At 65.3% G+C, this 24,498-nt stretch carries 23 protein-coding genes; 13 read left to right on the top strand and 10 right to left on the bottom strand.

From position 1 onward, the window contains the following. Positions 1-146: 146 nt before the first annotated feature. Positions 147-926 carry a crotonase/enoyl-CoA hydratase family protein gene (locus A7X65_RS01280; RefSeq protein ID WP_063682574.1) on the bottom strand — a complete coding sequence of 260 codons (780 nt, stop codon included), beginning with the start codon at positions 924-926 and terminating at the stop codon, positions 147-149. A gap of 88 nt (positions 927-1,014) precedes the next feature. On the opposite strand from A7X65_RS01280, the gene A7X65_RS01275 reads away from it, so the two are divergent. From A7X65_RS01275 to A7X65_RS42415, 3 genes are all read left to right on the top strand, one after another. Then, positions 1,015-1,602, top strand: a complete 588-nt coding sequence (locus A7X65_RS01275; RefSeq protein WP_063682573.1) for a TetR/AcrR family transcriptional regulator — start codon at positions 1,015-1,017, stop codon at positions 1,600-1,602. A 141-nt stretch (positions 1,603-1,743) separates the two neighbouring features. Next, positions 1,744-2,994, top strand: coding sequence for a multidrug effflux MFS transporter (locus A7X65_RS01270; RefSeq protein ID WP_063682572.1), 1,251 nt, complete (start codon positions 1,744-1,746; stop codon positions 2,992-2,994). A gap of 53 nt (positions 2,995-3,047) precedes the next feature. Beyond that, the gene (locus tag A7X65_RS42415) at positions 3,048-3,188 is read left to right on the top strand and encodes a hypothetical protein (protein WP_167358188.1); all 141 of its coding nucleotides are present in this window, start codon (positions 3,048-3,050) and stop codon (positions 3,186-3,188) included. 9 nt (positions 3,189-3,197) lie between these two features. Here A7X65_RS42415 and A7X65_RS01260 read toward each other — a convergent pair whose 3' ends face one another. The 3 genes from A7X65_RS01260 to A7X65_RS01250 form a co-directional block, all read right to left on the bottom strand. Then, complete coding sequence (locus A7X65_RS01260) at positions 3,198-4,793, bottom strand: glycosyltransferase family 39 protein (protein WP_347336367.1); 1,596 nt, start codon at positions 4,791-4,793, stop codon at positions 3,198-3,200. Positions 4,794-5,012: 219 nt separating this feature from the next. Further along, complete coding sequence (locus A7X65_RS01255) at positions 5,013-6,635, bottom strand: ABC transporter substrate-binding protein (protein WP_063682569.1); 1,623 nt, start codon at positions 6,633-6,635, stop codon at positions 5,013-5,015. Positions 6,636-6,720: 85 nt separating this feature from the next. Next, on the bottom strand, positions 6,721-8,328 hold the full coding sequence (locus A7X65_RS01250; RefSeq protein WP_063682568.1) for an ABC transporter substrate-binding protein: 1,608 nt from the start codon (positions 8,326-8,328) through the stop codon (positions 6,721-6,723). 272 nt (positions 8,329-8,600) lie between these two features. On the opposite strand from A7X65_RS01250, the gene A7X65_RS01245 reads away from it, so the two are divergent. The 8 genes from A7X65_RS01245 to A7X65_RS01210 all read left to right on the top strand — a co-directional run bounded on the left by A7X65_RS01245 (position 8,601) and on the right by A7X65_RS01210 (position 18,929). Continuing rightward, positions 8,601-9,731, top strand: coding sequence for a M20/M25/M40 family metallo-hydrolase (locus tag A7X65_RS01245; protein WP_063682567.1), 1,131 nt, complete (start codon positions 8,601-8,603; stop codon positions 9,729-9,731). 221 nt (positions 9,732-9,952) lie between these two features. Continuing rightward, positions 9,953-10,894: an ABC transporter permease gene (locus A7X65_RS01240; RefSeq protein WP_063682566.1), complete on the top strand. Its 942-nt coding sequence runs from the start codon at positions 9,953-9,955 to the stop codon at positions 10,892-10,894. A gap of 18 nt (positions 10,895-10,912) precedes the next feature. Then, positions 10,913-11,800: an ABC transporter permease gene (locus A7X65_RS01235; protein WP_063682565.1), complete on the top strand. Its 888-nt coding sequence runs from the start codon at positions 10,913-10,915 to the stop codon at positions 11,798-11,800. A 14-nt stretch (positions 11,801-11,814) separates the two neighbouring features. Next, positions 11,815-13,464: an ABC transporter ATP-binding protein gene (locus A7X65_RS01230; protein WP_063684732.1), complete on the top strand. Its 1,650-nt coding sequence runs from the start codon at positions 11,815-11,817 to the stop codon at positions 13,462-13,464. Between the two features lie 305 nt (positions 13,465-13,769). After that, on the top strand, positions 13,770-15,275 hold the full coding sequence (locus A7X65_RS01225) for a M81 family metallopeptidase (protein WP_063684731.1): 1,506 nt from the start codon (positions 13,770-13,772) through the stop codon (positions 15,273-15,275). A 14-nt stretch (positions 15,276-15,289) separates the two neighbouring features. After that, positions 15,290-16,453: a M20 aminoacylase family protein gene (locus A7X65_RS01220; RefSeq protein ID WP_063682564.1), complete on the top strand. Its 1,164-nt coding sequence runs from the start codon at positions 15,290-15,292 to the stop codon at positions 16,451-16,453. 2 nt (positions 16,454-16,455) lie between these two features. Next, entirely contained in the window at positions 16,456-17,877 is a 1,422-nt protein-coding gene (locus A7X65_RS01215; RefSeq protein ID WP_063682563.1) for an amidase, read from the top strand. A 161-nt stretch (positions 17,878-18,038) separates the two neighbouring features. Then, positions 18,039-18,929, top strand: coding sequence for a crotonase/enoyl-CoA hydratase family protein (locus A7X65_RS01210; RefSeq protein WP_063682562.1), 891 nt, complete (start codon positions 18,039-18,041; stop codon positions 18,927-18,929). A gap of 96 nt (positions 18,930-19,025) precedes the next feature. Here the strand turns inward: A7X65_RS01210 and A7X65_RS01205 are convergent, their stop codons facing one another. From A7X65_RS01205 to A7X65_RS01190, 4 genes are all read right to left on the bottom strand, one after another. After that, positions 19,026-19,217, bottom strand: a complete 192-nt coding sequence (locus tag A7X65_RS01205; protein WP_156527582.1) for a hypothetical protein — start codon at positions 19,215-19,217, stop codon at positions 19,026-19,028. Positions 19,218-19,326: 109 nt separating this feature from the next. Then, positions 19,327-20,304, bottom strand: coding sequence for an NADPH:quinone oxidoreductase family protein (locus A7X65_RS01200; RefSeq protein ID WP_063682560.1), 978 nt, complete (start codon positions 20,302-20,304; stop codon positions 19,327-19,329). Beyond that, the gene (locus tag A7X65_RS01195) at positions 20,304-20,912 is read right to left on the bottom strand and encodes a 2-hydroxychromene-2-carboxylate isomerase (protein ID WP_063682559.1); all 609 of its coding nucleotides are present in this window, start codon (positions 20,910-20,912) and stop codon (positions 20,304-20,306) included. The genes A7X65_RS01200 and A7X65_RS01195 overlap by 1 nt, the downstream gene beginning before the upstream one ends. 134 nt (positions 20,913-21,046) lie before the next feature. Then, entirely contained in the window at positions 21,047-21,748 is a 702-nt protein-coding gene (locus A7X65_RS01190) for a glutathione S-transferase N-terminal domain-containing protein (protein WP_063682558.1), read from the bottom strand. Positions 21,749-21,906: 158 nt separating this feature from the next. Here A7X65_RS01190 and A7X65_RS01185 point away from each other — a divergent pair, with 158 nt between their 5' ends. Together A7X65_RS01185 and A7X65_RS01180 are read left to right on the top strand one after the other, a co-directional pair. After that, positions 21,907-22,929, top strand: a complete 1,023-nt coding sequence (locus tag A7X65_RS01185; protein WP_063682557.1) for a methionine synthase — start codon at positions 21,907-21,909, stop codon at positions 22,927-22,929. Then, positions 22,929-23,162: a hypothetical protein gene (locus A7X65_RS01180; protein WP_063682556.1), complete on the top strand. Its 234-nt coding sequence runs from the start codon at positions 22,929-22,931 to the stop codon at positions 23,160-23,162. The genes A7X65_RS01185 and A7X65_RS01180 overlap by 1 nt, the downstream gene beginning before the upstream one ends. Here A7X65_RS01180 and A7X65_RS01175 read toward each other — a convergent pair. Both A7X65_RS01175 and gpt read right to left on the bottom strand, forming a co-directional pair. Further along, positions 23,159-23,776, bottom strand: coding sequence for a hypothetical protein (locus A7X65_RS01175; RefSeq protein ID WP_063682555.1), 618 nt, complete (start codon positions 23,774-23,776; stop codon positions 23,159-23,161). The two genes, A7X65_RS01180 and A7X65_RS01175, sit on opposite strands and share 4 nt — an antisense overlap. A gap of 166 nt (positions 23,777-23,942) precedes the next feature. After that, the gene (gpt, locus tag A7X65_RS01170) at positions 23,943-24,470 is read right to left on the bottom strand and encodes a xanthine phosphoribosyltransferase (protein ID WP_063682554.1); all 528 of its coding nucleotides are present in this window, start codon (positions 24,468-24,470) and stop codon (positions 23,943-23,945) included. Between the last annotated feature and the right edge of the window lie 28 nt (positions 24,471-24,498).

Below are 24,498 nucleotides of genomic sequence, written 5' to 3'. Positions count from 1 at the left end.
GGTTCCACGGGGCGCTCTGCGCGGCGCCCCGTCAGGCCCACAATGGGCAGGATGGGTTGCGGATTCATCTCCCTGGTGCGGCGGGCAAGGCCTTATGGTGAATGATTGGTTGCCGGCCCGCGCCGCGGCGGCGGAACCGGCTCCCGTTACCGCGATGCGCGGGCGGCCAGCCAGGCGTCGAGCGCCTCGCGCGTGTCCTGTGTCGCCGCCATGCGCGCGAACTGCTCGCCCTCGATGGCGAGGCCTTCGGAGATGGAGACGTTGAGGCCGCGCGTGGCGGCGGTGATGACCCGGGCGACCGCGAGTTGCGAATGCCTGTTGATGCGACCCGCCAGCGCGAAGGCGGCATCCAGGAGCTGATCATGCGGCACGACGCGGTTGACCAATCCCATCTCCAGGGCTCGCTGTGGTGAAAAGGAATCGCCGGTCAGGAGGTACTCCAGCGCCCGCTTGCGGCCCGCGAGCCGCGGCAGGCGCTGGGTGCCGCCGAAGGTCGGCGTGATGCCGATGGCGATCTCGGGCTTGGCGAAGCTTGCGCGCTCGCTCGCGACGGCAAGATGCACGGCTTCCGTGATCTCGCAGCCGCCGCCGAAGGCGATGCCGTTGACGGCGGCAATGACGGGCTTGGGAAACGCCTCGAGACGCGCCGTCATCGTCTGGCCGCGCCGGACGAAGGCCTTTACCGCGGCATCGGGCCCGCCCCTCACGCTCTCAGAGAACTCGGCGATGTCGGCGCCGGCCGAGAAGGCCCGCTCGCCGGCACCGGTCAGCACGACGGCGCGGATGCCGGCATCGTCCTCGATCCGGTCGAGGAGCGCCATCAGGCGGTCGATGAGGGCGTAGTTCAGTGCATTGAGCTTGTTCGGGCGATTGAACGTCAATAGCGCAACAGTGCCGCGCGTTTCCGAGAGGACGAGATCGGGCAAGTGAAGGCTCCTTCCAGGTCGAACAGATCAGGAAGTCAGCCACAGCGGGCTTGCCGTGTATACTCACTAGGCAGTATACATTGGAACGATGCCGAGACAGGGTGACGGCACGCGCGAGCAGATCGTCGTTGCGGCGACGCGCCTGTTCTATGGCGAGGGGATCAGGGCGGTGAGCATGGATGCCGTCGCCGAGAAGGCCGGCGTCACCAAGAAGACGCTCTACTATCATTTCACCAGCAAGGACGAACTCGTCGCCGAGACCATTGCGGCGAGGGATCAGCCGACGCTGGAGCTCTACATGCGCTGGTTCGCCGAGACCGACGGCAGCGCGGCCGACAAGGTCCGCGGTCTCTTCACCAGGCTCGGCCATTCCGTGAACACGCCGCGCTGGCGCGGCTGCGGATTTCTCCGCACCATCGCCGAGCTCGCGAACACGCCGGCACATCCGGCGGTCAAGGCCGGCGCGGCCCACAAGAAGCGCTTCGAGGCGTGGCTTGCGACCGAATTGCACGCGCATGGGGTGCGCGATGCGGCGGGGCTGGCGCGCCAGATCCTGATCCTGCTCGACGGCGCCACCACAGTGATGCTGATCCACCGCGATCTCGCCTATGTCGAGACCGCGGGGCAATTGGCGCGCGGCCTGGTCGAGGCCGCGCAGAAGACGGGCCGCGATTAGGCCGCCTTTAACGCCCCGGGGTGACGGGCTACCTCACCAACTCGTGTCCGCCGCCGCCTTGCCTGACAGCCATCCCGAAACAAGGGTTGTGCAACGCAGCATGGACGGGAGATAAAGTGCCCTGAATTTCAGAGGTGCTTCTTGTCCGACGTCAATGCCGACGGTTGGGTGTCCTCGGGACACCGGCCCATGGGTTTTCCCGAATTTGTCATCGTGATCGCGTCCATCATGGCGCTCAATCCGCTTGCGATGGACATGATGCTGCCGGCGCTGCCCAACATCGGCGCGGCCTTCCAGATTCCCGTCGCCAATCATCTGCAGCTGGTGCTGTCGACCTTCCTGATTGGCTTCGGCGCCGGACAGTTCGTGATGGGCCCGCTGTCGGACCGCTTCGGCCGCCGCCCGGTGCTGCTCGGCGGCATGGCGGTCTATGCGGTGGCGAGCGTGCTGGCGGTCGCCGCGCCCTCGTTCGAGACGCTGCTGCTGGCGCGTGCGCTGCAAGGGCTCGGCACCTCGGCGACGCGCGTGATCGCGACCTCGATCGTGCGCGACTGCTATGTCGGCCGCCGCATGGCGAGCGTGATGTCGCTCGCGATGATGGTGTTCATCGCCGTCCCCGTGATCGCCCCCTCCTTCGGACAGGCCGTGCTGCTGGTAACGGCGTGGCGCGGCATCTTCGTCGTGCTGATGCTCTACGGCCTGCTCGCGCTGGCCTGGTGCGTGCTGCGGCTGCCGGAAACGCTTCCGGAGTCGGAACGCCGGTCGCTGGCGCCCGCCGACGTGCTCTCGGCGTTCCGCCAGACCGTGACCAATCGCCAGACCATCGGCTATGCGACCGCCGCGGGTAGCGTCATCGGCGCGCTGTTTGCCTACGTGTTCTGCGCCCAGCAGGTCTTCACCGGCGTCTATCATCTCGGACACTATTTTCCGGTCGCCTTCGCCGCAATCGCGGCCGGCACGGCCGTGGCAGGTTTCCTCAACTCCCAGCTGGTCGGACGGCTCGGCATGCGCGTCATCTCGCATGGCGCGCTGACGCTCTATACCGTCGTGGCGGGCGTGATGCTGCTGACCGAGATCCTCGGCGTGCTGCCGCTCGCCCTGTTCATGGTGCTCTCCGCGCTGATGATGTTCTCGTTCGGCATGATGGTCGCGAACTTCACGGCGCTCGCCATGGAGCCGCAGGGCCACATCGCCGGCACCGCCTCCTCGCTCTACGGCTCGATCACGACGCTGATCGGCATCGTGGTCGGCATGGCGATCGGCCAGAGTTTCGACGGCACGCTGCTGCCGTTCTCGATCGGCTTCTTCCTGTCGACGCTGGCAGCGCTCGCGATCGTGCTGGTGGTGGAGAAGGGACGGCTGTTCAGGCCGCATCACCGCCCCATCGCGTGAGGAACTTCGCGGCGCGCTCGATGTTGTCCTGCAGCAATTCGAAAGGCGCTGCCATGGAACTGGAACTCCGCGAAGACCATCACGCCTCGGAGCCGGCGGAATCAAAACGCTCCGAGCCGAATGCGGAGCAGGCCGCCTTCACCGCACCGTTCGCCAGCGAAGGCCTCGAACGCCTGCGCGACAGCCATTGCTGAGCGCGAGCCCTATTCCGTAGTCCGCTTGCTTGCGCTGAAATCCTCGGCCGCGCTCTCCGGTGCCGCGCTTTTTCCTTGCGGCGGCACCATCAGCACCACCACCTCCCGCGTCAGGCCCGGCTTGCCCCACAGCGTCGCCTGCGCGGTGAGCTCGCGCTTGACGAAATGGTCGGCGCGCGACGACACCGACTCCATCCAGCTGATGCAATCGTCCTGGTCTCGGAAACACAGCGCGGCCCAGCCGCGGCTCAGCGTCGTCCTGCGCGGCAAGCCCCAATTGTACTGATATGCGAACGGCCGCGCATAACGCGGATGGTCGGGGCTGTAGAACGCCGTCGCAAACGCCAGCGCATCGTCGCCGCTGACGGCGCTCAGCGGCGTGCCGGTCAGTTCGCGCCATGCGCGCGTCAGCTCGTTCGCCGCGGGCGCGTAGACATTGCGTCCTTCTTCATAGCCGTGGTCGTTGCGATAGACGGCATGGATCGGAGCTGCGACCAGAACCGCGGCGAGCGCGATGCCGGCCGCGATCACCGTGACATTGACGGTGTAGAAGCGCTCGATCGGATAGCGCGTGCCGCAGACCACGAGAACGGTGAACAGGAACAGCCCCTGCAACGCCCACAGCGACGGCAAATCCGTACCCATCGCGAGCGACGTCAGCACCGGCAGCGCGATGGTTCCGATCGCGACGTAGAAGAGAAGCCGCAGGCCCGGGCTCATCGCGGCAAAGTCCGCCGGAAACTGCTTCAGCCGCGTGCCTGATATCAAGGCCCAGAACACGGCCGACACGCTCATCGCCGCCGCCAGCCCCAGCAGGAAGTTCCTGACCTCACCGAGCGAGCTCACGAGATTGCCGTGGGCGTGGGCCAGCGCATAGGTGAAGGTCGACGCACCCGTCGTCACGAGCCACCAGACATGCGGCGACAGCACCGCGAGCCCGACGACGGCCGAGATCCAGGGCGAGGCCGAGAAGAAATAGGCGCGCCGCCCCGGATGCGCCAGCGCGGCAAAGGCGAAGCTCGCGACGAGGAAGATCGAGTAATATTTGCCGACCATCGCCAGCGCTGTGGTGAATCCCACGGCGACGGCCCACACCACCGTGCGGGTCTCGAACGCGCGCAGGAAACACCAGGTCGCCAGCGGCCAGGCCGCAAGCAGCACCGCGTTGGCGTTGAAGCGCTGGGCGTGGAATTGATAGGCCGGCGTCAGCATCAACAGCAGCAGCACCAGGACACGCTTGTGCCCGGTCACGAACTGCCGCGAGATCAGATCGACGAAGAACAGCGCGAGCCCGGCATTGGCCATCGCCATCAATTGCAGCGACCAGTCGCTGAGCGGAAATACCGAGGTCCACGCCGCCGCAACCCATCCCATCAGCGGCGGATGCTTGTGATAGCCGAAGGCGAAATTCCGCCCCAGCGTCCAGGCTTCGAGCGTATCGGGATGCAGCCCGCCGCCGGCATAGGCGACGGCGAGATAGACCGTCCAGACCGCAACGAAGCACGCGATGAGAAGCGGCACTGCCCAGCCCGCCTCGACGCCGTCGAGCCACCGCAGGAAGGGCCGGCGCCAGCGCGCGGGCGTGCGATCAGACCGTGCGGCCATCGCCTGGAATGCAAAATCGAGCGGCACGGGAAGCAAATGAGGAAAGGAAAGTGATGCGCGAAGACGGCACATTTATTTCAGGATAGAAACAAATAGCAATGATTGGAAACTAGAAGGGTTAAAAGCGGCGCGCCTTCTCAACCAACGCAAAACGGCGCCGCTGATGACAGCGGCGCCGCGCGATGGGTCGAGATGCAAGGCGCGGGATGCGCCCTCGCCTTACTCGGTCTTGTCGATATTCCAGAACACCGGCGTGGCCGGACCGTCGATCACACCGGTCAGCGACTTGCGCCAGGCGCTGGGCGCCTGATACTGGCCGAGCGGCATGTAGAGCACCTGGTCGTAGGCTTCCTTCTGGATCTCGGCCGCGATCTTCTTGCGCTCGTCCAGCGAGGCGGCACGAACGAAGCCGTCCTTGAGCTGCTCGATCTTGGCGTCCTCCGCCCAGCCGAACCAGCCGCCCTTCTTGCCCTGCCCACCGACGGCGACGTTGGAGATCGGGTTGTCGACGTCGGCGCTGACCCAGTTGGTGATGAACATATTCCAGCCGCCCTCCTTCGGCGGCTTCTGGCTAGCGCGCCGGCTCACCACCGTCTGCCAGTCGGTCGCCTGCAGGTCGATATTGAAGCCGACCTCGCGCAACTGCTGGGCCACCACGATCGGCTGGGCCTTCAGCAACAGCACGTCGCCCGGCGCCATCAGCACGACGGGCGCCCCGTCATAACCGGACTCGGCGAGCGCCTTCCTGGCCGCAGCGACGTCGCCGCCCTTCGCCAGGGTCTCGCCACCAACCTCGGTCGCGAACGGCGTGTCGCAGATGAAGGCGGCGGCGCAGGTCTTGTAGTACTTGGAATTGCCGATCAGCGCATCGAGCACGTCCTTCTGCTTGATCGCCAGGAATGCCGCGCGGCGGACCTTGACGTTGTCGAAGGGCGGATGAAGGAAGTTCATCCGCGCGCCCGTCTGGAAGCCGAACTTGTTCAGAATCTCGATCTTGAGATCCTTGTCGGCTTCGATGGCGGGCAACATGTCGATGGCGGGGTATTCCATGAAATCGATGTCGCCCGACTGCAGCGCGTTCAGCGCCGTCTGCGAGTCCGGCATCGTGATCCATTCGACGCGGTCGACCTTCACCACCTTGCCGCCGGCGGTCCAGCTCGCCGGCTCCTTGCGCGGCACGTAGTCGGTGTTCTTGACGTAGACCGACTTCACGCCCGGCTGGAATTCACCCTGCACGAACTTGAAGGGGCCGGAGCCGATCTGTTCGGGGATCTGCTTTTCCACCGGCGTCTCGGCCAGACGCTTCGGCATCATGAAAGCGACCCGCGAGGACGGCTTGCCGATCGACTCCAGCACGAGCGCGTACGGCTCCTTCAGCCTCAGCGTGATGGTCTTGGCGTCCGTCGCCTCGATGCTCGCGGTGAACAGCATCATCTGCTGTCCCATCCCGTCGACTTGCGCCCAGCGCTTCAGCGAGGCGACGCAATCCTCCGCGGTGACCGGTGCACCGTCGTGCCACTTCAGCCCATCGCGGAGCGTGAAGGTGTAGGTCAGCTTGTCGTCGGAGATTTTCCAGTCCGCCATCTGCGGCTGGATCTTGAAGCTCGAATCCGTGGCGATGAGCGTGTCGTAGACCATGTAGCCATGGTCGCGCGAGATGTAGGCGCTGGTGAAGATCGGATCGAGGATGCGCAGATCCGAATGCATCACGGCGGTGATGGTCTTGCCTGCGGCAAGAGCCGGCGACGCCGGTGCCGACAATGCCAAGACCGAAAACGCCAGGACCGAAAGCGTAAGTCTTGGGGCGAACGCAAGACGCCCCCACCGCACGAGTTGGAACATCGTCATTCTCCTGGGAAGCGGCGCCGCCGATAACGGCGGCGCCGCGGGATGGTCCGTCAGCAAGACGCGGGAAGCGCCTTCAACATCACTCCGACTTGTCGACGTTCCAGAACAGCGGGGTTGCCGGGCCGTCGAGCACGCCGGTGAGCGATTTGCGCCAGCCGCTCGGCAGCAGGTACTGCCCGAGCGGGATGTAGATCACCTGCTCATAGGCTTCCTTCTGGATGTCGGCCGCGATCTTCTTCTGGTCGTCGACCGAGGACGCGCGGACGAAGGCGTCCTTGAGCTGCTCGATCTTGGCGTTTTCCGCCCAGCCGAACCAGCCCTTCTTGCCCTGGCCGCCGATCGAGAGATTGGCGATCGGGTTGGCGACGTCGGCCGCGACCCAGTTGGTGAAGAACATGTTCCAGCCACCCTCCTTCGGCGGCTTCTGGCTGGCGCGGCGGCTCACCACCGTCTGCCAGTCGGTCGCCTGCAGGTCGACCTTGAAGCCGGCCTCGCGCAGCAGCTGGGCTGCGACGATCGGCTGCGCCTTGAGCGTCGTGACGTCGCCGGGCGCCATCACCACGACCGGCGTGCCGTCATAGCCGGACTCGGCGAGCGCCTTCTTGGCTTCCGCCATGCCGTTGCCCTTCACCAGGGTCTCGGCGCCGACATCGGTCGCGAACGGCGTATCGCAGACGAAGAACGCACCGCAGATCTTCTGGTACTTGGCGTTGCCGACGAGCGCGTCGAGGACGTCCTTCTGGTTCATCGCCAGGAAGGCCGCACGGCGCACCTTCACGTTATCGAACGGCGGATAGAGGAAGTTCATGCGGCCGAGGGTCTGGAAGCCGAACTTGTTGGAGACCTCGATCGTGATCTCCTTGTTCGCTTCGAGCACCGGCAGCATGTCGTAGGGCAGGTTCTCCATGAAGTCGATGTCGCCCGACTGCAGCGCGTTCACCGCGGTCTGCGAGTCCGGCATCGTGATCCATTCGACGCGGTCGACCTTCGCGACCTTGCCGCCGGAGGTCCAGCTCGCCGGCTCCTTGCGCGGCACGTAGTCGGTGTTCTTGACGTAGACCGCCTTCACGCCGGGCTGGAATTCACCCTGCACGAACTTGAAGGGACCGGAGCCGATCTGCTCGGGGATCTGCTTGTCCGGCGGCACTTCGGCGAGACGCTTCGGCATCATGAAAGCGACGCGCGAGGACGGCTTACCGATGGAGTCGAGGACGAGGCCGTAGGGCTCTTTCAGCTTCAGCGTGATGGTCTTGGCGTCGGTCGCCTCGATGCTCGCCGTGAAGTCCATGAGCTTCTGGCCCATGCCGTCGACCGCGGCCCAGCGCTTGAGCGATGCGACGCAGTCTTCCGCCGTCACCGGCGCGCCATCATGCCATTTCAGGCCGTCGCGCAGCGTGAAGGTGTAGGTCAGCTTGTCCTCGGAGATCTTCCAGTCCGCCATCTGCGGCTGGATCTTGAAGCTCGAATCCGGGGCCACCAGCGTGTCGTAGACCATGTAGCCATGGTCGCGCGTGATATAGGCCGTGGTGAAGATCGGGTCGATGATGCGGAGGTCGGAATGCATCACCGCGGTGATGGTCTTGCCGGCCGCAAGCACCGGCGAGGCCAGTGCTGTCGAAAGCGCGACGACCGACAGCGCAAGTTTGGAGGCGAACGCGCGAGACCCCCGGCGCAGGTAGTTGGACATGGAAAAGTTTCTCCTGACGTGAAACTGGTCAAAGGCGGGTTATTGATTGAGCATTCGGTTCGTTCCTTGGGCGAACTAACCTCATGCAATGCCTTTATCTTTTCGAGACTTGCAGACAGTGTTGAGCGCGTCAATCCGGTTTCGCTGCAAGCCCTCGCGGCGCGCGCACGGGCTCCACAAAGATCGGTTTAGCTCTACAACGCTCCCCTGCTTGTCCTGCCCCGCGCCGATGCAATGCGCGTTCCATCTTTCGCAGCCTGAGAGAGACTAAGATGAATCCAGCCAATCTTCCCTTCGATTCCGAGGCCATGCTCGAGGGCCTGCGTACCTGGGTGGAATGCGAAAGCCCGACCTGGGACGCGAATGCGGTGAACCGCATGCTCGATATCGCAGCGCGGGATATGGCGATCATGGGTGCGACGATCGAGCGCATCGCCGGCCGCCAGGGCTTTGGCGGCGTGATCCGCGCGCGCTTTCCGCATCCGAAGCAGGGCGAGCCGGGAATCCTGATCGCCGGTCACATGGATACCGTCCATCCGGTCGGCACCATCGAGAAGCTGAAATGGCGGCGCGAGGGCAACAGATGTTACGGCCCCGGCATCTATGACATGAAGGGCGGCAATTACCTCTCGCTGGAAGCGATCCGGCAGCTCGCACGCGCGTCCTTCACCACGCCGCTGCCGATCACCGTGCTGTTCACGCCCGACGAGGAAGTCGGCACGCCGTCGACCCGCGACATCATCGAGGCGGAAGCCGCACGCAATAAATACGTGCTGGTGCCCGAGCCCGGCCGCGCCGACAACGGCGTCACCACCGGACGTTACGCCATCGCGCGTTTCAATCTCGAGGCGACCGGACGGCCGAGCCATGCCGGCGCGACGCTGTCGGCGGGACGTTCGGCGATCCGCGAAATGGCCCGGCAGATTCTCGCGATCGACGCCATGACGAGCGAGGATTGCACCTTCTCGGTCGGCGTCGTGCATGGCGGCCAGTGGGTCAACTGCGTTGCCACGACCGCGACCGGCGAGGCGCTGTCGATGGCCAAGCGCCAGGCCGATCTCGACCGCGGCGTCGAGCGGATGCTGGCCTTGTCCGGCACCAACAACGACGTCGCCTTCAAGGTGACGCGCGGCGTGACGCGGCCGGTGTGGGAGCCGGATGCCGGCACCATGGCACTCTATGAAAAGGCCCGCGGCATCGCCAAATCGCTCGGCGCCGAGCTGCCGCATGCCAGTTCCGGCGGCGGTTCCGACGGCAATTTCACCGGCGCCATGGGTATCCCCACCCTCGACGGCCTGGGCGTGCGTGGCGCCAACGGCCACACGCTGGAGGAGTATATCGAGGTCGAAAGCCTGGTCGAACGCGGCCGCCTGATGGCGGGCCTGCTGGCGACGCTGGAGTAGCGGCGACACTATTCCGCAGGGCGGGCAAAGGCGCGAAGCGCCGTGCCCGCCGTTCTGCCGAATGGAGAAACGGTGGGCACGCTCCGCTTTGCCCACCCTACGAGACTAGGTGCCCCGCAAAACCTGTGGCCCGGATGGCACGGGAATTGCTGAAATGTTAGGCTGATGGCAACCTGCTGAAGGCCTTGCGGCCGATTTGACTCTAATCCAACGGATCCAACTTGCTCGGATATCTCATTCGCCGAATCTTCGCCGCGGTGCCCGTGATGGGCGTCGTCGCGCTGTTCGTGTTCCTGCTGCTGCGGCTGACGCCGGGCGACCCCGCCGCGATCCTCGCCGGCGACAACGCGACGCCCGAACGTCTGGAGCGCATCCGCGAATCGCTCGGCCTGAACGAGCCCCTGATCGTGCAGTTCATCACCTGGGTGAACAAGCTGCTGCACGGCGATCTCGGGACGTCGCTGATCTCCAACCTGCCGGTCATCAAGATGATCGGCCAGCGCGTCGAGCCGTCGATCTCGATCGCGCTGTGCACCATCATCCTCGCCGTCATCGTCGCCGTGCCGCTGGGCGTGATCGCGGCGTGGAAGCACGGCACCTGGATCGACCGTTTCGTGATGGGCCTCTCCGTGCTCGGCTTCTCGGTGCCGGTGTTCGTGGTCGGCTATATCCTGATCGAGGTGTTTGCAATCGAGCTGCGCTGGGTCCCCGTGCAGGGCTTCAAGAGCATCAGCGCCGGCTTCGGACCGTTCTTCGAGCGCATCATCCTGCCGACCTGCGCCCTCTCCTTCATCTACATCGCGCTGATCGCGCGCATGACGCGCGCGGCGATGCTGGACGTGCTCGGCGAGGACTACGTTCGGACTGCGCGCGCAAAGGGCATCAACGAGGTCGCGGTGATGATGCGGCATGCGCTGCGCAACGCCGCCGTGCCCGTGATCACCGTGATCGGCACCGGCTTTGCGCTGCTGATCTCCGGCGTCGTCGTCACCGAGAGCGTGTTCAACATCCCCGGCATCGGGCGCCTCACCGTCGATGCGGTGCTGGCGCGCGACTATCCGGTGATCCAGGCGATGATCCTGCTGACCTCGCTGATCTACGTCGTCGTCAATCTCCTCATCGATGTCGCCTACACCCTGCTCGATCCCCGGATCCGGTACTGAGGCAAGGACAAGAGCAAAATGTCGGTCGATACCCTTCCCCAGTCCTCCATTCCGATCACGTCGCCGCTGCGGCCGCGCTTCGGATTCCTCACCTCGACGCCGATCATTGCGACGGCGACCTGCCTGCTCGCTTTGATCGTGCTGATCTCGATCCTCGCGCCGCTGATCGCGCCGCATGATCCGATCCAGCTCGCGCCGTCGCAGCGACTGAAGCCGGCCTCGGCGCAGTTCCTGCTCGGCACCGACGCCTATGGCCGCGATCTGGCGTCACGCGTGGTCTATGGCGGCCGCATCTCGCTCCTGATCGGCATCGGCTCGGCGGTCCTCTCGATCGTCATCGGGCTCGCGATCGGCCTCGTCTCCGGCTTCTTCAAGCTGGTCGATGCCGTGATGATGCGCATCATGGACGGCCTGATGGCGATGCCGAGCATCCTGCTCGCCATCGCGGTGGTCTCGCTCTCCGGTGCCAGCCTCTGGACCGTGCTGATCGCGATCACAATCCCCGAGATTCCGCGCGTGGCGCGCCTGGTCCGCTCGGTCGTGCTGTCGGCGCGCGAGGAGCCTTACGTCGAGGCCGCGATCTCGGTCGGCTCGTCCCTGCCGAAGATCATGTGGCGGCACCTGATGCCGAACACGATCGCGCCGCTGATCGTCCAGGGCACCTATGTCTGCGCCTCCGCGATCCTCACCGAAGCGATCCTGTCCTTCCTCGGCGCCGGCATCTCGCCGGAAACGCCGACCTGGGGCAACATCATGGCCGAGGGCCGCCAGTACTTCCAGATCAAGCCCTCGCTGATCTTCTGGCCGGGCCTTCTGCTCTCGATCGCCATCCTCAGCATCAACCTGATCGGCGACGCGGCCCGTGACGCCCTCGATCCCCGCATGAAGCAGCGGGAAGGCAAGTAATGACCAATCAAGCGATGACCAACCCCGTTCTCGACATCAGCAACCTCGTCGTCTCCGTCGGCAAGAAGCCCGGTGGAAACAAGATCATCGACGGCATCTCGATCCAGGTGCGCGAGCGCGAGACGCTGTGCCTCGTCGGCGAAAGCGGCTCGGGCAAGTCGGTGACCTCGCTCACCACGATGGGCCTGCTGCCGAAGGGCACGCTGGTGCCGACCAGCGGCAGCGTCAAGCTGGTCGGCGAAGAGCTGCTCACCGCCACCGACCGCCGCCTGCGCCAGCTCCGCGCGACGCAGATGGCGATGATCTTCCAGGAGCCGATGACCGCACTCAATCCGGTGGTCCCGGTCGGCCGCCAGATCGACGAGGTGCTGCGCGCCCATACCAAGCTGGACGCCAGGGCGCGCAGGAAGCGCATCCTCGACATGATGGAGCAGGTCCACCTGCCCCAGGTCGAGCGCATCTTCGCCTCCTACCCGCATCGTCTCTCCGGCGGCCAGCGCCAGCGCATCATGATCGCGATGGCGCTGGTGCTGGAGCCGAAGCTCTTGATCGCGGACGAGCCGACCACCGCGCTCGACGTCACCACGCAGAAGCAGATCCTGTCGCTGATCCGCGAGCTCCAGCGCGACCACGGCACCGCCGTGCTGTTCATCACCCACGACATGGGCGTGGTGGCCGAGATCGCCGACCGCGTCGCCGTGATGCGGCAGGGCCGCCTCGTCGAGACCGGTCCGCTCGAGGCCGTGCTGCGCAATCCGACCATGGAATACACTCGCAACTTGCTGGCCTCGGTGCCGAGCCTGGTGCCGCGGCCGCCGCGCGAGGAGAGCCGCGAGCCCGTGGTGCTCGAGGCCAACGACCTCAGCAAGATCTACAAGGAGCGCGCGTTCTTCGGCAAAGGCCGCGAGGTCGTCGCCGCCGACAAGGTCACGCTGACGCTGCGCAAGGGCCGCACGCTCGGCATCGTCGGCGAAAGCGGCTCGGGCAAGTCCACGGTGGCGCGCTGCATCGTCCGCCTGATCGATCCGACCTCGGGCGGCGTCCGCCTTGCCGGCCGGGAGATCGCCGACATCTCGCGCCGCCTGCTGCAGCCGCACCGGCAGAAGATCCAGATCGTGTTCCAGGATCCCTACCGCTCGCTCAATCCGCGCGTCACCGTCGGCGAGAGCATCGCGGAGGGCCCGATCAATTACGGCACCTCGCATGCCGATGCGATGAAGCGGGCGCGCGAGCTGCTCGAGCTGGTCGGCCTGCCCGCCGACGCGGTGTCGCGCTATCCGCACCAGTTCTCAGGCGGCCAACGCCAGCGCATTGCGATTGCCCGCGCGCTGGCGCTCGATCCGGACGTGCTGGTGGCGGACGAGGCCGTCTCGGCGCTCGACGTCTCGGTGCAGGCGCAGGTGCTGGAACTGCTCGACGAGATCCAGAAGCGGCTCGGCATCGCCATCCTGTTCATCACCCACGATCTGCGCGTCGCAGCGCAAATCTGCGACGAGGTCGTGGTGATGCAGCACGGCCGGGTCGTCGAACAGGGCCCTGCCGCCGAAGTGCTGACGCATCCGAAGGAGGCCTACACCAAGGCGCTGCTGGATGCCGCCCCCGGCCGCGACTGGGATTTCGCCAACTTCCGGCCCGTGGCGGAGGGCGTGGGGGCGACGGCTTAATGTCGTCCTGGCCTAGTGCGCAATTGCGCACGGGAGCCAGGACCCATTACCCCAGGGAGACGTTTGGCGAAGACTGGTCGTTCGGGATTATCACCCGACACAATCGATGGACCTCGCGGTATGGGTCCTGGCTTTCGCCAGGACGACACCGAAGGTGCGGCGCCGTCTTCACTCACAACACCCACCGCATCCGCAGCATTCCCAAAACAGCTTGACCCTATGCACGGCGCGATTGCTTCCCGCCTTGCTCTCCGCGCAAAGGCGGGGCTAACGTCGCGCAACTTTTGATCGACTGGACTGAATTGATGACACGCATCGCCGTTGGCGGCTTCCTGCACGAGACCAACACTTTCGCGCCGACCAAGGCGACCTTCGCGGACTTCCAGCATGGCGGCGGCTGGCCGGCGATGACTGAAGGGCCTGATGTGCTGAAGGTGATGCGCCGCATCAATGTCGGCCTCGCCGGTTTCGCCGACAGCGCCGAAGCCAATGGCTGGGAACTGGTTCCGACCATTGCGTGTGGCGCGAGCCCCTCGGCGCATGTCACGGAGGATGCCTTCGAGCGCATCGTGAAGGTGATGGTTGACGGCATCAAGGCCGCCGGTCCGCTCGATGCCGTCTATCTCGACCTGCACGGCGCGATGGTGACCGAGCATCTCGACGACGGTGAAGGCGAGATCCTGGCGCGGGTGCGCCGCGTCATCGGCAAGGATGTTCCGCTGGTCGCAAGCCTCGACCTGCACGCCAATGTCACGCCCGCGATGATGGAACATTCGGACGCGCTGATCGCCTACCGCACCTATCCCCATGTCGACATGGCCGACACCGGCCGCGCCGCTGCGCGTCACCTCGCCTTGCTTTTGAAGACGAAGCAGCGCTTCGCAAAGTCGTTCCGCCAATTGCCGTTCCTGATCGCGATCAGCTGGCAGTGCACCAACGACTTTCCCACCAAGGGCATCTACGAGCAGCTCGCCGCGCTGGAGAGCGACACGGTTCCGACGCTGTCCTTTGCGCCCGGCTTCCCCGCCGCCGACTTCCGCGATTGCGGGCCGAGCGTGTTCGCCTATGGCAGGACGCAGGAAGACGCCGACCGTGCGGCCGATGCGATCGTCAGGCTGATCGAAAGCCACGAGGACGATTTCGACGGCAAGATCTGGTCGCCCGACGACGGCGTGCGCCACGCCATGGAACTCTCGAAGAGCGCGAGCAAGCCGATCATCATCGCCGATACCCAGGACAATCCCGGCGCCGGCGGCGATTCCGACACGACCGGCATGCTGCGCGCGCTGGTGCGCAACAAGGCCAGCGCCGCGACCGGCGTGATCTACGATCCGGAATCGGCGAAGGCCGCCCATGCGGCCGGCGTCGGCGCCACCGTGACGCTGTCGCTCGGCGGCAAATCAGGCATTCCCGGCGACGAGCCCTATCGCGAGACCTTCGTGGTCGAAAAGCTTTCCGACGGCCGCTTCATCGCGCCCGGTCCTTACTATGGCGGCCGCGAGATGGAGATGGGTCCGTCCGCAGCCTTGCGCATCGGCGACGTCCGCGTCGTCGTCTCCTCGCACAAGGCGCAGCTCGCCGACCAGGCGATGTATCGCTATGTCGGCATCGAGCCGACGCAGGAGAAGATCCTGGTCAACAAGAGCTCGGTGCACTTCCGCGCCGATTTCGAGCCGATCGCCGAAAAGCTGATGATCTGCGCCGCGCCCGGCGCGATGCCGGCCGATACCGCCTCGCTCCCATGGACGCGCCTGCGCCCGGGCATCCGCATCAAGCCGAACGGCCCCGTTTTCACTCCGCCTTCACGCTAACTGGACAGGACCACATGCCCACGATCGACCGCATCGACGGCTATGCCGACGAACTCACCGCCATCCGCCGCGACATTCACGCCCATCCCGAGATCGGCTTCGAGGAAGTGCGCACCTCCGGCATCGTCGCCGACAAGCTGAAGAGCTGGGGCATCGAGGTGCATCGCGGCATCGGCGGCACCGGCGTGATCGGCGTCATCAAGGGCAAGGGTTCGGGCGCCAAGCGCATCGGCCTTCGCGCCGACATGGACGCGCTGCCGATGGAAGAGAACACCAATTTGAAATGGAGCTCGAAGATCCCCGGCCGCTTCCACGGCTGCGGTCATGACGGCCACACCACCATGCTGCTCGGCACCGCGCGCTATCTCGCCGAGACCAGGAATTTCGACGGCACTGTTCACCTGATCTTCCAGCCGGCCGAGGAAGGCCTCGGCGGCGCCCGCGCGATGATCAAGGACGGCCTGTTCGAGAAGTTCCCCTGCGACGAGCTCTACGGCCTGCACAACGCGCCCGACCTCAACCACGGCGAGATCGCGATCCTGCCCGGCCCCGCCATGGCCAGCGCCGACTTCTTCGACCTCCGCATCACCGGCTATGGCGCGCACGGCGCGATGCCCGAGCGCTCCAAGGACGCGGTGATCATCGCGACCACGCTGGCGCAGGCGATCCAGACCATCGTCAGCCGCAACGTCGAGCCGCTGCAGGCCGCCGTCATCTCGATCACGCAGATCCATGCCGGCTCGGCCTATAACGTCATTCCCGGCGATGCGCATCTGTGCGGCACTATCCGCACCTTCTCGAGGGAAGTCCGCACCCTGATCGCCGAACGCATCCGCACGATCTGCGCCGGCATCGCGAGCGCCTATCAGTGCGTGATCGACGTCGACATCCGCGACACCTTCGACGTACTGGTCAACCAGGTCGAGCAGTCCAAGGTGGTCGAGGAGGTTGCCCGCACGATCGTCGATCCCGCCAACGTGATCACCCGCACCCAGCCCAAGATGGGCAGCGAGGATTTCGCCGACATGCTGCAGACCATTCCCGGCGCCTATTTCTGGGTCGGCCATGACGGCTCGGTGCCGGTGCACAATCCCGGCTTCGTGCTGGACGACAAGATCCTGCCGATCGGCGCCAGCATGTTCGCGCGCATCATCGAAACGCGTATGCCGGTGGGCTAGCAATGCACAAGAAGAGCCCTGAAGAGACGGTCACCTCCTTGCATGATCTGTCCGCGGTCGATTTGATCGCGGGCTATCGCGCCAAACAGTTCTCGCCGAGCGAGGTGCTGGAGGATTTGCTCACGCATGTCGCCGCGTGGGAGCCGCATCTGAAGGCGCTCTATGCATTCGATCCCGACAGCGCGCGCGAGGCCGCCAAGGCCTCGACCGCGCGCTGGAGCGGCGGCGAGCCGTCGGGCGCGCTCGACGGCGTGCCCGTCACCGTGAAGGACAACATCGCGACCAAGGGCGTACCGGTGCCGCTGGGTGCCGCCAGCGTCAAGCTGGTGCCGGCCGAGAAGGACGCCCCGCCCGCCGCACGCCTGCGCGAAGCCGGCGCGGTCATCTTCGCCAAGACCACCATGCCCGATTACGGCATGCTGTCATCGGGTCTGTCGAGCTTCCATGCGCTGGCGCGCAATCCCTGGGATCTCAGCAAGAATCCCGGCGGCTCCAGCGCGGGCGCAGGCGCTGCTGCGGCCGCCGGCTACGGTCCGCTGCATCTCGGCACCGATATCGGCGGCTCGGTCCGCCTGCCTGCCGGCTGGTGCGGCCTCGTCGGCCTGAAGCCGAGCTTTGGCCGCGTGCCGATCGACCCTGCTTATGTCGGCCGCGTTGCCGGTCCCATGACCCGCACCGTCGACGATTGCGCGCTGATGATGAGCGTGATCGCAAAGCCCGACCGGCGCGACGGCATGAGCCTGCCGGCCGAGCCTCTCAACTGGAAGGGACTGGAGAAGTCCCCGCGCAAATTGCGGATCGGCCTGATGCTCGATGCAGGCGTTGGCCTGCCGGCGGAAAAGCCGGTCCGCGAGGTCGCGGTGAAAGCCGCAAAGGCATTCGAATCCGCAGGTGCGGTCGTTACCGAAGTCGACGGCATCCTCACGCGCGAGATGCTCGATGGTCTCGACAATTTCTGGCGCGCGCGGATGTGGGACGATCTGGCGAAGCTGACGCCGGCCGAACAGGCAAAGGTGCTGCCCTATATCTTCAAATGGGGCGCGTCCGGCGCGAAGCTGTCGGGTGTCGATGTCATCCGCGGCTTCAACCAGACCATGGCGATCCGCGCCGCCGCCTCAAAACTGTTCTGCGAGCTCGACTATGTGATCTCGCCGACCGCACCGAACGTGAACTACCCGGCGGAATGGGCCTCGCCCACCAACGATCCGATGAGACCGTTCGAGCACATCTGCTATACCGTGCCGTGGAATATGTCGGAGAACCCCGCCGTCTCCATCAATGGCGGCTTCGATGCCAACGGTTTTCCCATCGGCGTGCAGATCGTCGGCCGCCGCTTCGACGACATCGGCGTGCTCGGCATGGCCAAGGCGTTCGAGGGCCTGCGGGGCGCGCAGAAGCCCTGGCCCAAGCCGCCGGCGCACTGACCGCTTCAATACGCTCAGACTGCGACATGGCCGGGGCTTGCTCCGGCCATTGTCGTCTGGATACTCAGCAGAGCCGCATGCCCAGTCCGCGCAAGACGGACGGGGGCGCACATGCATGACGTCTACACAAGACCGCGTTCAGCAAAGGAAGGAAACCACCCATGGCGTATGAGACGATCAAATACGAGGTCGCCGAGCAGATCCTCACCATCACGCTGAACCGGCCCGACAAGCTCAACGCCTTCAACGCGCATATGCAGGCCGAGCTGATCGACGCGTTCGACGCCGCCGACAAGGACGACAATGTCCGCGCGATCATCGTCACCGGCGCCGGCCGCGGCTTCTGCGCGGGCGCCGATCTTTCGTCGGGCGCCGATACGTTCGATCGCGACGCGCGCCGCGGGCCGGTCAAGCGCTTCGCCGACGGCAAGGTCGATTACAGCGATCCGCAGGTGCGCGATGGCGGCGGCCAGGTCACCTTGCGCATCTTCAAGTGCCTGAAGCCCGTGATCGCCGCGATCAACGGCCCCGCGGTCGGGATCGGCGTCACCATGCAGCTCGCGATGGACATCCGCATTGCCTCGGAGGCTGCGCGCTTCGGCTTCGTGTTCTCCCAGCGCGGCATCGTGCCGGAGGCCGCCTCGAGCTGGTTCCTGCCGCGCATCGTCGGCATCTCGCAGGCGCTTGAGTGGTGCTATTCAGGCCGCGTCTTCCCGGCGCAGGAGGCCCTCGCCGGCCGTCTCGTCAGCAAGGTCGTCGCCCCCGACGATCTGCTGCCGACCGCCCGCGCCCTCGCCAAGGAGTTCGCGGCCAAGACGGCGCCGGTGTCGGTGGCGCTGATCCGCCAGATGATGTGGCGCATGATGGGCGCCGACGATCCCATGGAAGCCCACAAGGTCGACAGCCGCGGCATCTACGCCCGAGGCCGCTCGGACGATGTGAAGGAAGGCGTGGTGTCGTTCCTGGAGAAGCGGCCCGCGCAGTTCAAGAACAAGGTGTCCAGCGATATGCCGGACTATTTCCCGTGGTGGACGGAGCGGGAGTACAAGTAGCTTTGTAGGGCGGGTTAGCCGAAGGCGTAACCCGCCTCTTTTGTCTCCGCGGACAAAGACGTGGTGGGTTACGCTTCGCTAACCCACCCTACGGCCCTACTTGATGGCAGTATTTGCCAAATCTCGAGCGCGCCTCGCAACGTTCAGACCTGTCGTGAACTTCTTCAAGGACCCCTGCTCATCATCGGGGAACTCGATCAGATTGCGAACCAATACTGCGTACAGATCTCCGAGCTTGTTCTGATAAGCAGTGTCGATCGCCTCGGAATCAATGGAAGTCTTGGGCATTAACAAAATCTCCTGTTTGCTAATGCCGCGATTATCCAATCAATTCCCATAAGTTTCAATACGTCAACAATACAACTTATCTACGTTCTCTCGGTGGGGCTGCAGGCAATCACTCCATCACCAGCGCCACCCGCCCGATCGCCTTGCGATCCAGCAACAGCCGCATCGCCTTGGCGTAATCCTCAAGCGGCAGGCGGTGCGAGATATTGGGGCGCAGCTTGCCCTCCGCGGCCCATTGCAACAGCGCTTTTAGACGCACCTCACCGAGCGCAGGATTTTTCCGCACGGCCTCGCCCGCGCGTACACCAAGCACGCTGGCGCCCTTGATCAGCAGCAGGTTGGTCTTGGCCGAGCCGATGCCGCCGGTAAAGCCGATCACCAGCAGCCTTGCGCCCCAGGCGATGCAGCGCATCGAGTTCTCGAAGACCTCGCCGCCGACGGGATCGAAAACGACGTCGGCGCCGCGGCCGTCGGTGATGCGCTTGACGGCATCGCGAAACGGCTCGCGGTCGTAGCGAACGAGATGATCGGCGCCGCGCGATTTCGCGATCGCCAGCTTCTCGTCGCTGGAGGCGGTTGCGATCACGGTCGCGCCCAGCATCTTGCCGATCTCGACGGCGGCCAATCCGACGCCGCCGCCGGCGCCGTGCACCAGCAGCACTTCGCCCGGCTCGACCCGGCCGCGGTCGATCAGCGCGTGATAGGCGGTGCCGTGGCCGGCGAGATAGGTCGCGGCCTCCGCATAGTCGAAGGTCGACGGCATCGGTGTGAGCTGCGACGGTGTCACCACCGCTTCATCGGTGAACGCGCCGTGGCGCATCTTCACGATGACCTTGTCGCCGACGGCAACGCCCCTCGCCTCCGGCCCCACCTCGGTGACGTCGCCGGCGGCTTCCATGCCGGGCGTGAACGGCAGCTCGGGCTTGAGCTGATATTCGCCGGCCGCCATCAGCACGTCGGGAAAGTTCAACCCGGCGGCACGGATCGCGACGCGGACCTCGCCCGGATTCAGGACGCGCGATGGAAACTCTTCCAGCCGCAAGGTCTCGGGTGCGCCGAGCGCGCGGCAGACGACTGCGCGCACCATCAGGCCGCGCTCGCCTTGGCACGCGTGAGCGCCTCGCGGATCAGCGGCAGGCGATCATTGCCGAAATACATATCCGTCTTGTTCACGAAGATCGTCGGCGAGCCGAAGCCGCCACGCGCCACGACCTCCTCCGTATTGGCCTTGAGCTGATCCTTGATGCCCTGATCGGAGATGCCGGCAAAGAATTTCGGCGCGTCGATGCCGATCTTGCTGCAGATCTCGGCCAGCACCGCATCCTGCGAGATGTCCTTGTCGCCGCCCCAATAGGCCTCGAACACGGATGTCGCGAACGGGACCATGTCCTTGCCGAGCCAGATGCAGCCGCGCATCGCCTTGACGCTGTTCACCGGAAACACCGTCGGCGGCATCTTGATCGACAGGCCCGCGGAACGCGCCCAGTCGGCAAGGTCCTTCTTCATATAGCGGGCCTTCAGCGGCACCGGCGTCTCGCGCTGGGCGTAGACGCTGGGATTGACCGTGTTGAAGATGCCGCCGACCAGGATCGGCCGCCAGACGATCTCGGCCCCGAGCTCTTTCGCCAGCGGCTGGATGTTGTGGAAGGCGAGATAGGTCCAGGGGCTGGAGCAGTCGAAGAAGAATTCGATCATGGCGTTTCCTTTACTGACGGACCTCATCCTGAGGAGGCCGCGTAGCGGCCGTCTCGAAGGATGGCTACGGGTGACAGTCGGGCCTTCATGGTTCGAGACGCGCCTGCGGCGCTCCTCACCATGAGGAATGGACACTACTTCCTTCCCAGCACTTCCTTCGCACGCTGGCCGAACATGATCTTGCGTGATTCCTCGTCGAACGGCTCTTTCACGAACTTTCCGATCGCGAGCCCCGCCTGCACCTGCGGCCTGGCGCGCACTTCGGCGTACCAGCGCTTGACGTTCGGGTAGTCGTCGAGCGTGAAGCCCTGCGCCTTGTGGGTCATGGTCCAGGGGAAGCAGGCGATGTCGGCGATGGAATAGTCGCCGGCGACATAGGCGCCGGTCTTGGCCAACTGCCGGTCGAGCACGCCATAAAGCCGCGCCGCCTCGTCGCGATAGCGCTCGATCGCGTAGGGAATCTTCTCGGCCGCATAGAGCGCGAAATGGCCGTGCTGGCCGAGCATCGGCCCGAGGCCCGCCATCTGCCACATCACCCATTGGATGGTGGTGGAGCGGCCGCGCAGATCCGCCGGCAACAAGCGGCCGGTCTTCTCCGCCAGATAAATCAGGATTGCGCCGGTCTCGAACGCCGAGAACGGCGCGCCGCCATCGGCGGGATCGTGATCGACAATCGCGGGGATGCGGTTGTTCGGGGAGATCGCCAGAAACTCAGGCGCGAACTGCTCCCCGGCGCGGATATTCACCGGGATCACCTGATAGGGAAGCCCGAGTTCCTCCAGCATGATCGAGATTTTCCAGCCGTTCGGCGTCGGCGCGTAATAGAGGTCGATCATGACCTGTCCCTTGGTCTTCCCTTTGGTCTCTTATTTTGGCCTTTTCGTCGGCCTTCCCTGTCGCCCCCGCAGGAATAGAGAGAGACTTTCGTTGTTCTGTACCTCGACGTTAGGACATGGCAGGAAGGGGCGCAACTGAACCTGCCGGGAGGGCCGCCATGCTGTTTCCAACCACGATCGCCGGCTCCTTGCCGAAGCCCGAATGGCTTGCCGAGCCCAACATGCTCTGGGCGCCCTGGAAGTCCGAAGGCGACGAGCTGCTTCGCGCCAAGCGCGACGCGACGCTGATCTGGCTGAAGATCCAGGAGGACGCCGGCATCGACATCCTCACCGAGGGTGAGCAGGCCCGGCAGCATTTCGTGCACGGTTTCCTGGAGAAGATCGAGGGCATCGATTTCGCCCACAAGGTCGAGATGGGCATCCGCAAGGACCGCTATAAAGCGATGGTGCCGCAGGTGGTCGCCCCGCTCCGGCTCAAGGGCCGCGTCCACGCCTTCGAGGCGCAAGCGGCCCGCGCGCACACGAAGAAGAAGCTGAAATTCACCCTGCCCGGTCCGATGACCATCATCGACACCATTGCCGACCGCTATTATGGCGACCGGGTCAAGATGGCGTTCGCCTTCGCCGAGCTGCTCAACGAGGAAGCCAAGGCGTTGCAGGCCGACGGCGTCGATCTCGTGCAGTTCGACGAGCCCGCCTTCAACGTCTACATGGACGAGGTCAACGACTGGGGCATCAAGGCGCTGGAACGCGCCGCGCAGGGGCTGACCTGCACCACCGCCGTTCACATCTGTTACGGCTACGGCATCAAGGCCAACACCGACTGGAAGGAGACGTTAGGCAGCCAATGGCGGCAGTACGAGCAGATCTTCCCGGCGATCGACGCCAGCCCGATCCAGCAGGTCGCGATCGAGTGCCGCAATTCGAAGGTGCCGCTCGACCTGCTCGCGCTGCTGAAGAACAAGATCGTGCAGGCCGGCGTGATCGATGTCGCCAGCGACACGGTCGAGAGCGCCGAGGACGTCGTCAAGGTGATCGAGGCGGTGTCGAAATTCGTGCCGAAGAACAACATCATCGCCACCACCAATTGCGGCATGGCGCCGATGCGGCGCGACATCGCCGAAGCCAAGCTGATGGCGCTCGGCGCCGGCGCCGCGCTGGCGCGCGAGAAGCTGGGCTGATGACGGTGGCCCGGGCCGTACTCGTCGCCGCAGCGCTTGCGGCGATCGCCTTGCCTGCGCGCGCGGAGGATCGCTCCGTGCTCGCCAACTGCAAGGCGATGGTGGAGCGCGCGGAGAAGACCGCGGGCACGGCAAGCGAAGTTGAGCTCGCTCGCTGCCGCCAGGTGATCCGCGAATGGGCCCTGCGCGATGCGCGGACGACGGTGGACGAAGAGGGTAAGCCGCTGCGCTAATTCAGGACCGTCGGATGCAGCAGCGGCCTGTATCCGGCGGTGAACGCGCGCAACGTGGACGGCGGCGTGAGCAGCATCGGATTCACCAGTTCGCGCTCAGCGCGGACGTAACCGGCCAGAGACCACAGCAACGCTCTGCCTTGCGTCACGAGAAAGCTCTCCTCCCCCTGCTGCACCATCGCGCCGTCGGGCAGTTGCGCGAGCGGCATCGGCAATTCGTGCAGCCGCTTGTTGCCACGATCGAGCCGCTCCCGATGCAGCACGGCGTCCATGGCCTTCGCACTCACGTTGCTCACGCCATTGCCCTGCTCCCACGCCGCGCGAAAGCGCTTCGCATCCTCGCGGCGGCAGAAGAAGCAGGGCCGGTGCCCCGCCGCGAAAGCGGTGGCCTCGTCGAGGAAGAACAGCTCGGTCCAGCTCCGCCGCGCCATCACCGGACGGCGCCACCCCCGGAATTCGCACAGGCAGGTGATCCAGGCTGGCGTCGACCAGCGCTTGTTCAACAGCGTCTTCGTCGCGGGATCGTGGATGATGCCGCGATTGCCGGTGAAGAGGCCGCGATGCGGTGTGGCGATGATCTCGCCGGTGGGGGTGACGCGGTTTTGCAGGGGCATGGTGTGAGTTCACTCCCTCGCCCCGTTCTTACGGGGAGAGGGTTGGGGTGAGGGGCTGCCTCCCCAAATAAGGTGAGAGTCGGACTCGCGGAAGCTCCCCCTCACCCGGATTGCATCTCCGATGCAATCCGGCCTCTCCCCGCAAGCGGGGCGAGGCGAAGAAGACTCACGCCGCCCCGTCGCGCAGCGGCGGGTGATAGGACAGCGCGGTGTCCCAGGGGAAGAAGATCCAGGTGTCCTGCGACACCTCGGTGATGAAGGTGTCGACCAGCGGGCGTCCCATCGGCTTGGCATAGACAGTGGCGAAATGCGCATCGGGGAGCATCTCGCGCACCATCCTGCCGGTCTTGCCGGTGTCGACGAGGTCGTCGACGATCAAAAGTCCCTTGCCGGTACCGCCGCCGAGCTTGATTGCCTGTTCAGAGATTCCCTTGAGTACCTGGAGCTCGCCCTGCTTGTTGTGGTCGTAGCTGGCGATGCAGACCGTATCGATCACGCGCACCCCTAACTCGCGCGCCACGATCGCGGCCGGCACCAGGCCGCCGCGGGTGATCGCGATCACCGCGTGGAACGGGCCGACCTCGTTGAGGCGCCAGGTCAGCGCCCGGCAATCCCGGTGGAACTGGTCCCACGAGACCGGAAAGGCCTTGCCGGCCCGTTCCTGCGCGCTCAGTTCCGGTGCGTCAGCAGCCATTGTCGTCTCCTGCCATTGATCTGCGGGC

Source organism: Bradyrhizobium stylosanthis, assembly GCF_001641335.1.
Lineage (GTDB): Bacteria > Pseudomonadota > Alphaproteobacteria > Rhizobiales > Xanthobacteraceae > Bradyrhizobium > Bradyrhizobium stylosanthis.
The sequence above is the reverse complement of the archived record's forward strand: the minus strand, read 5'-3'. Positions and strand labels throughout refer to the sequence as shown.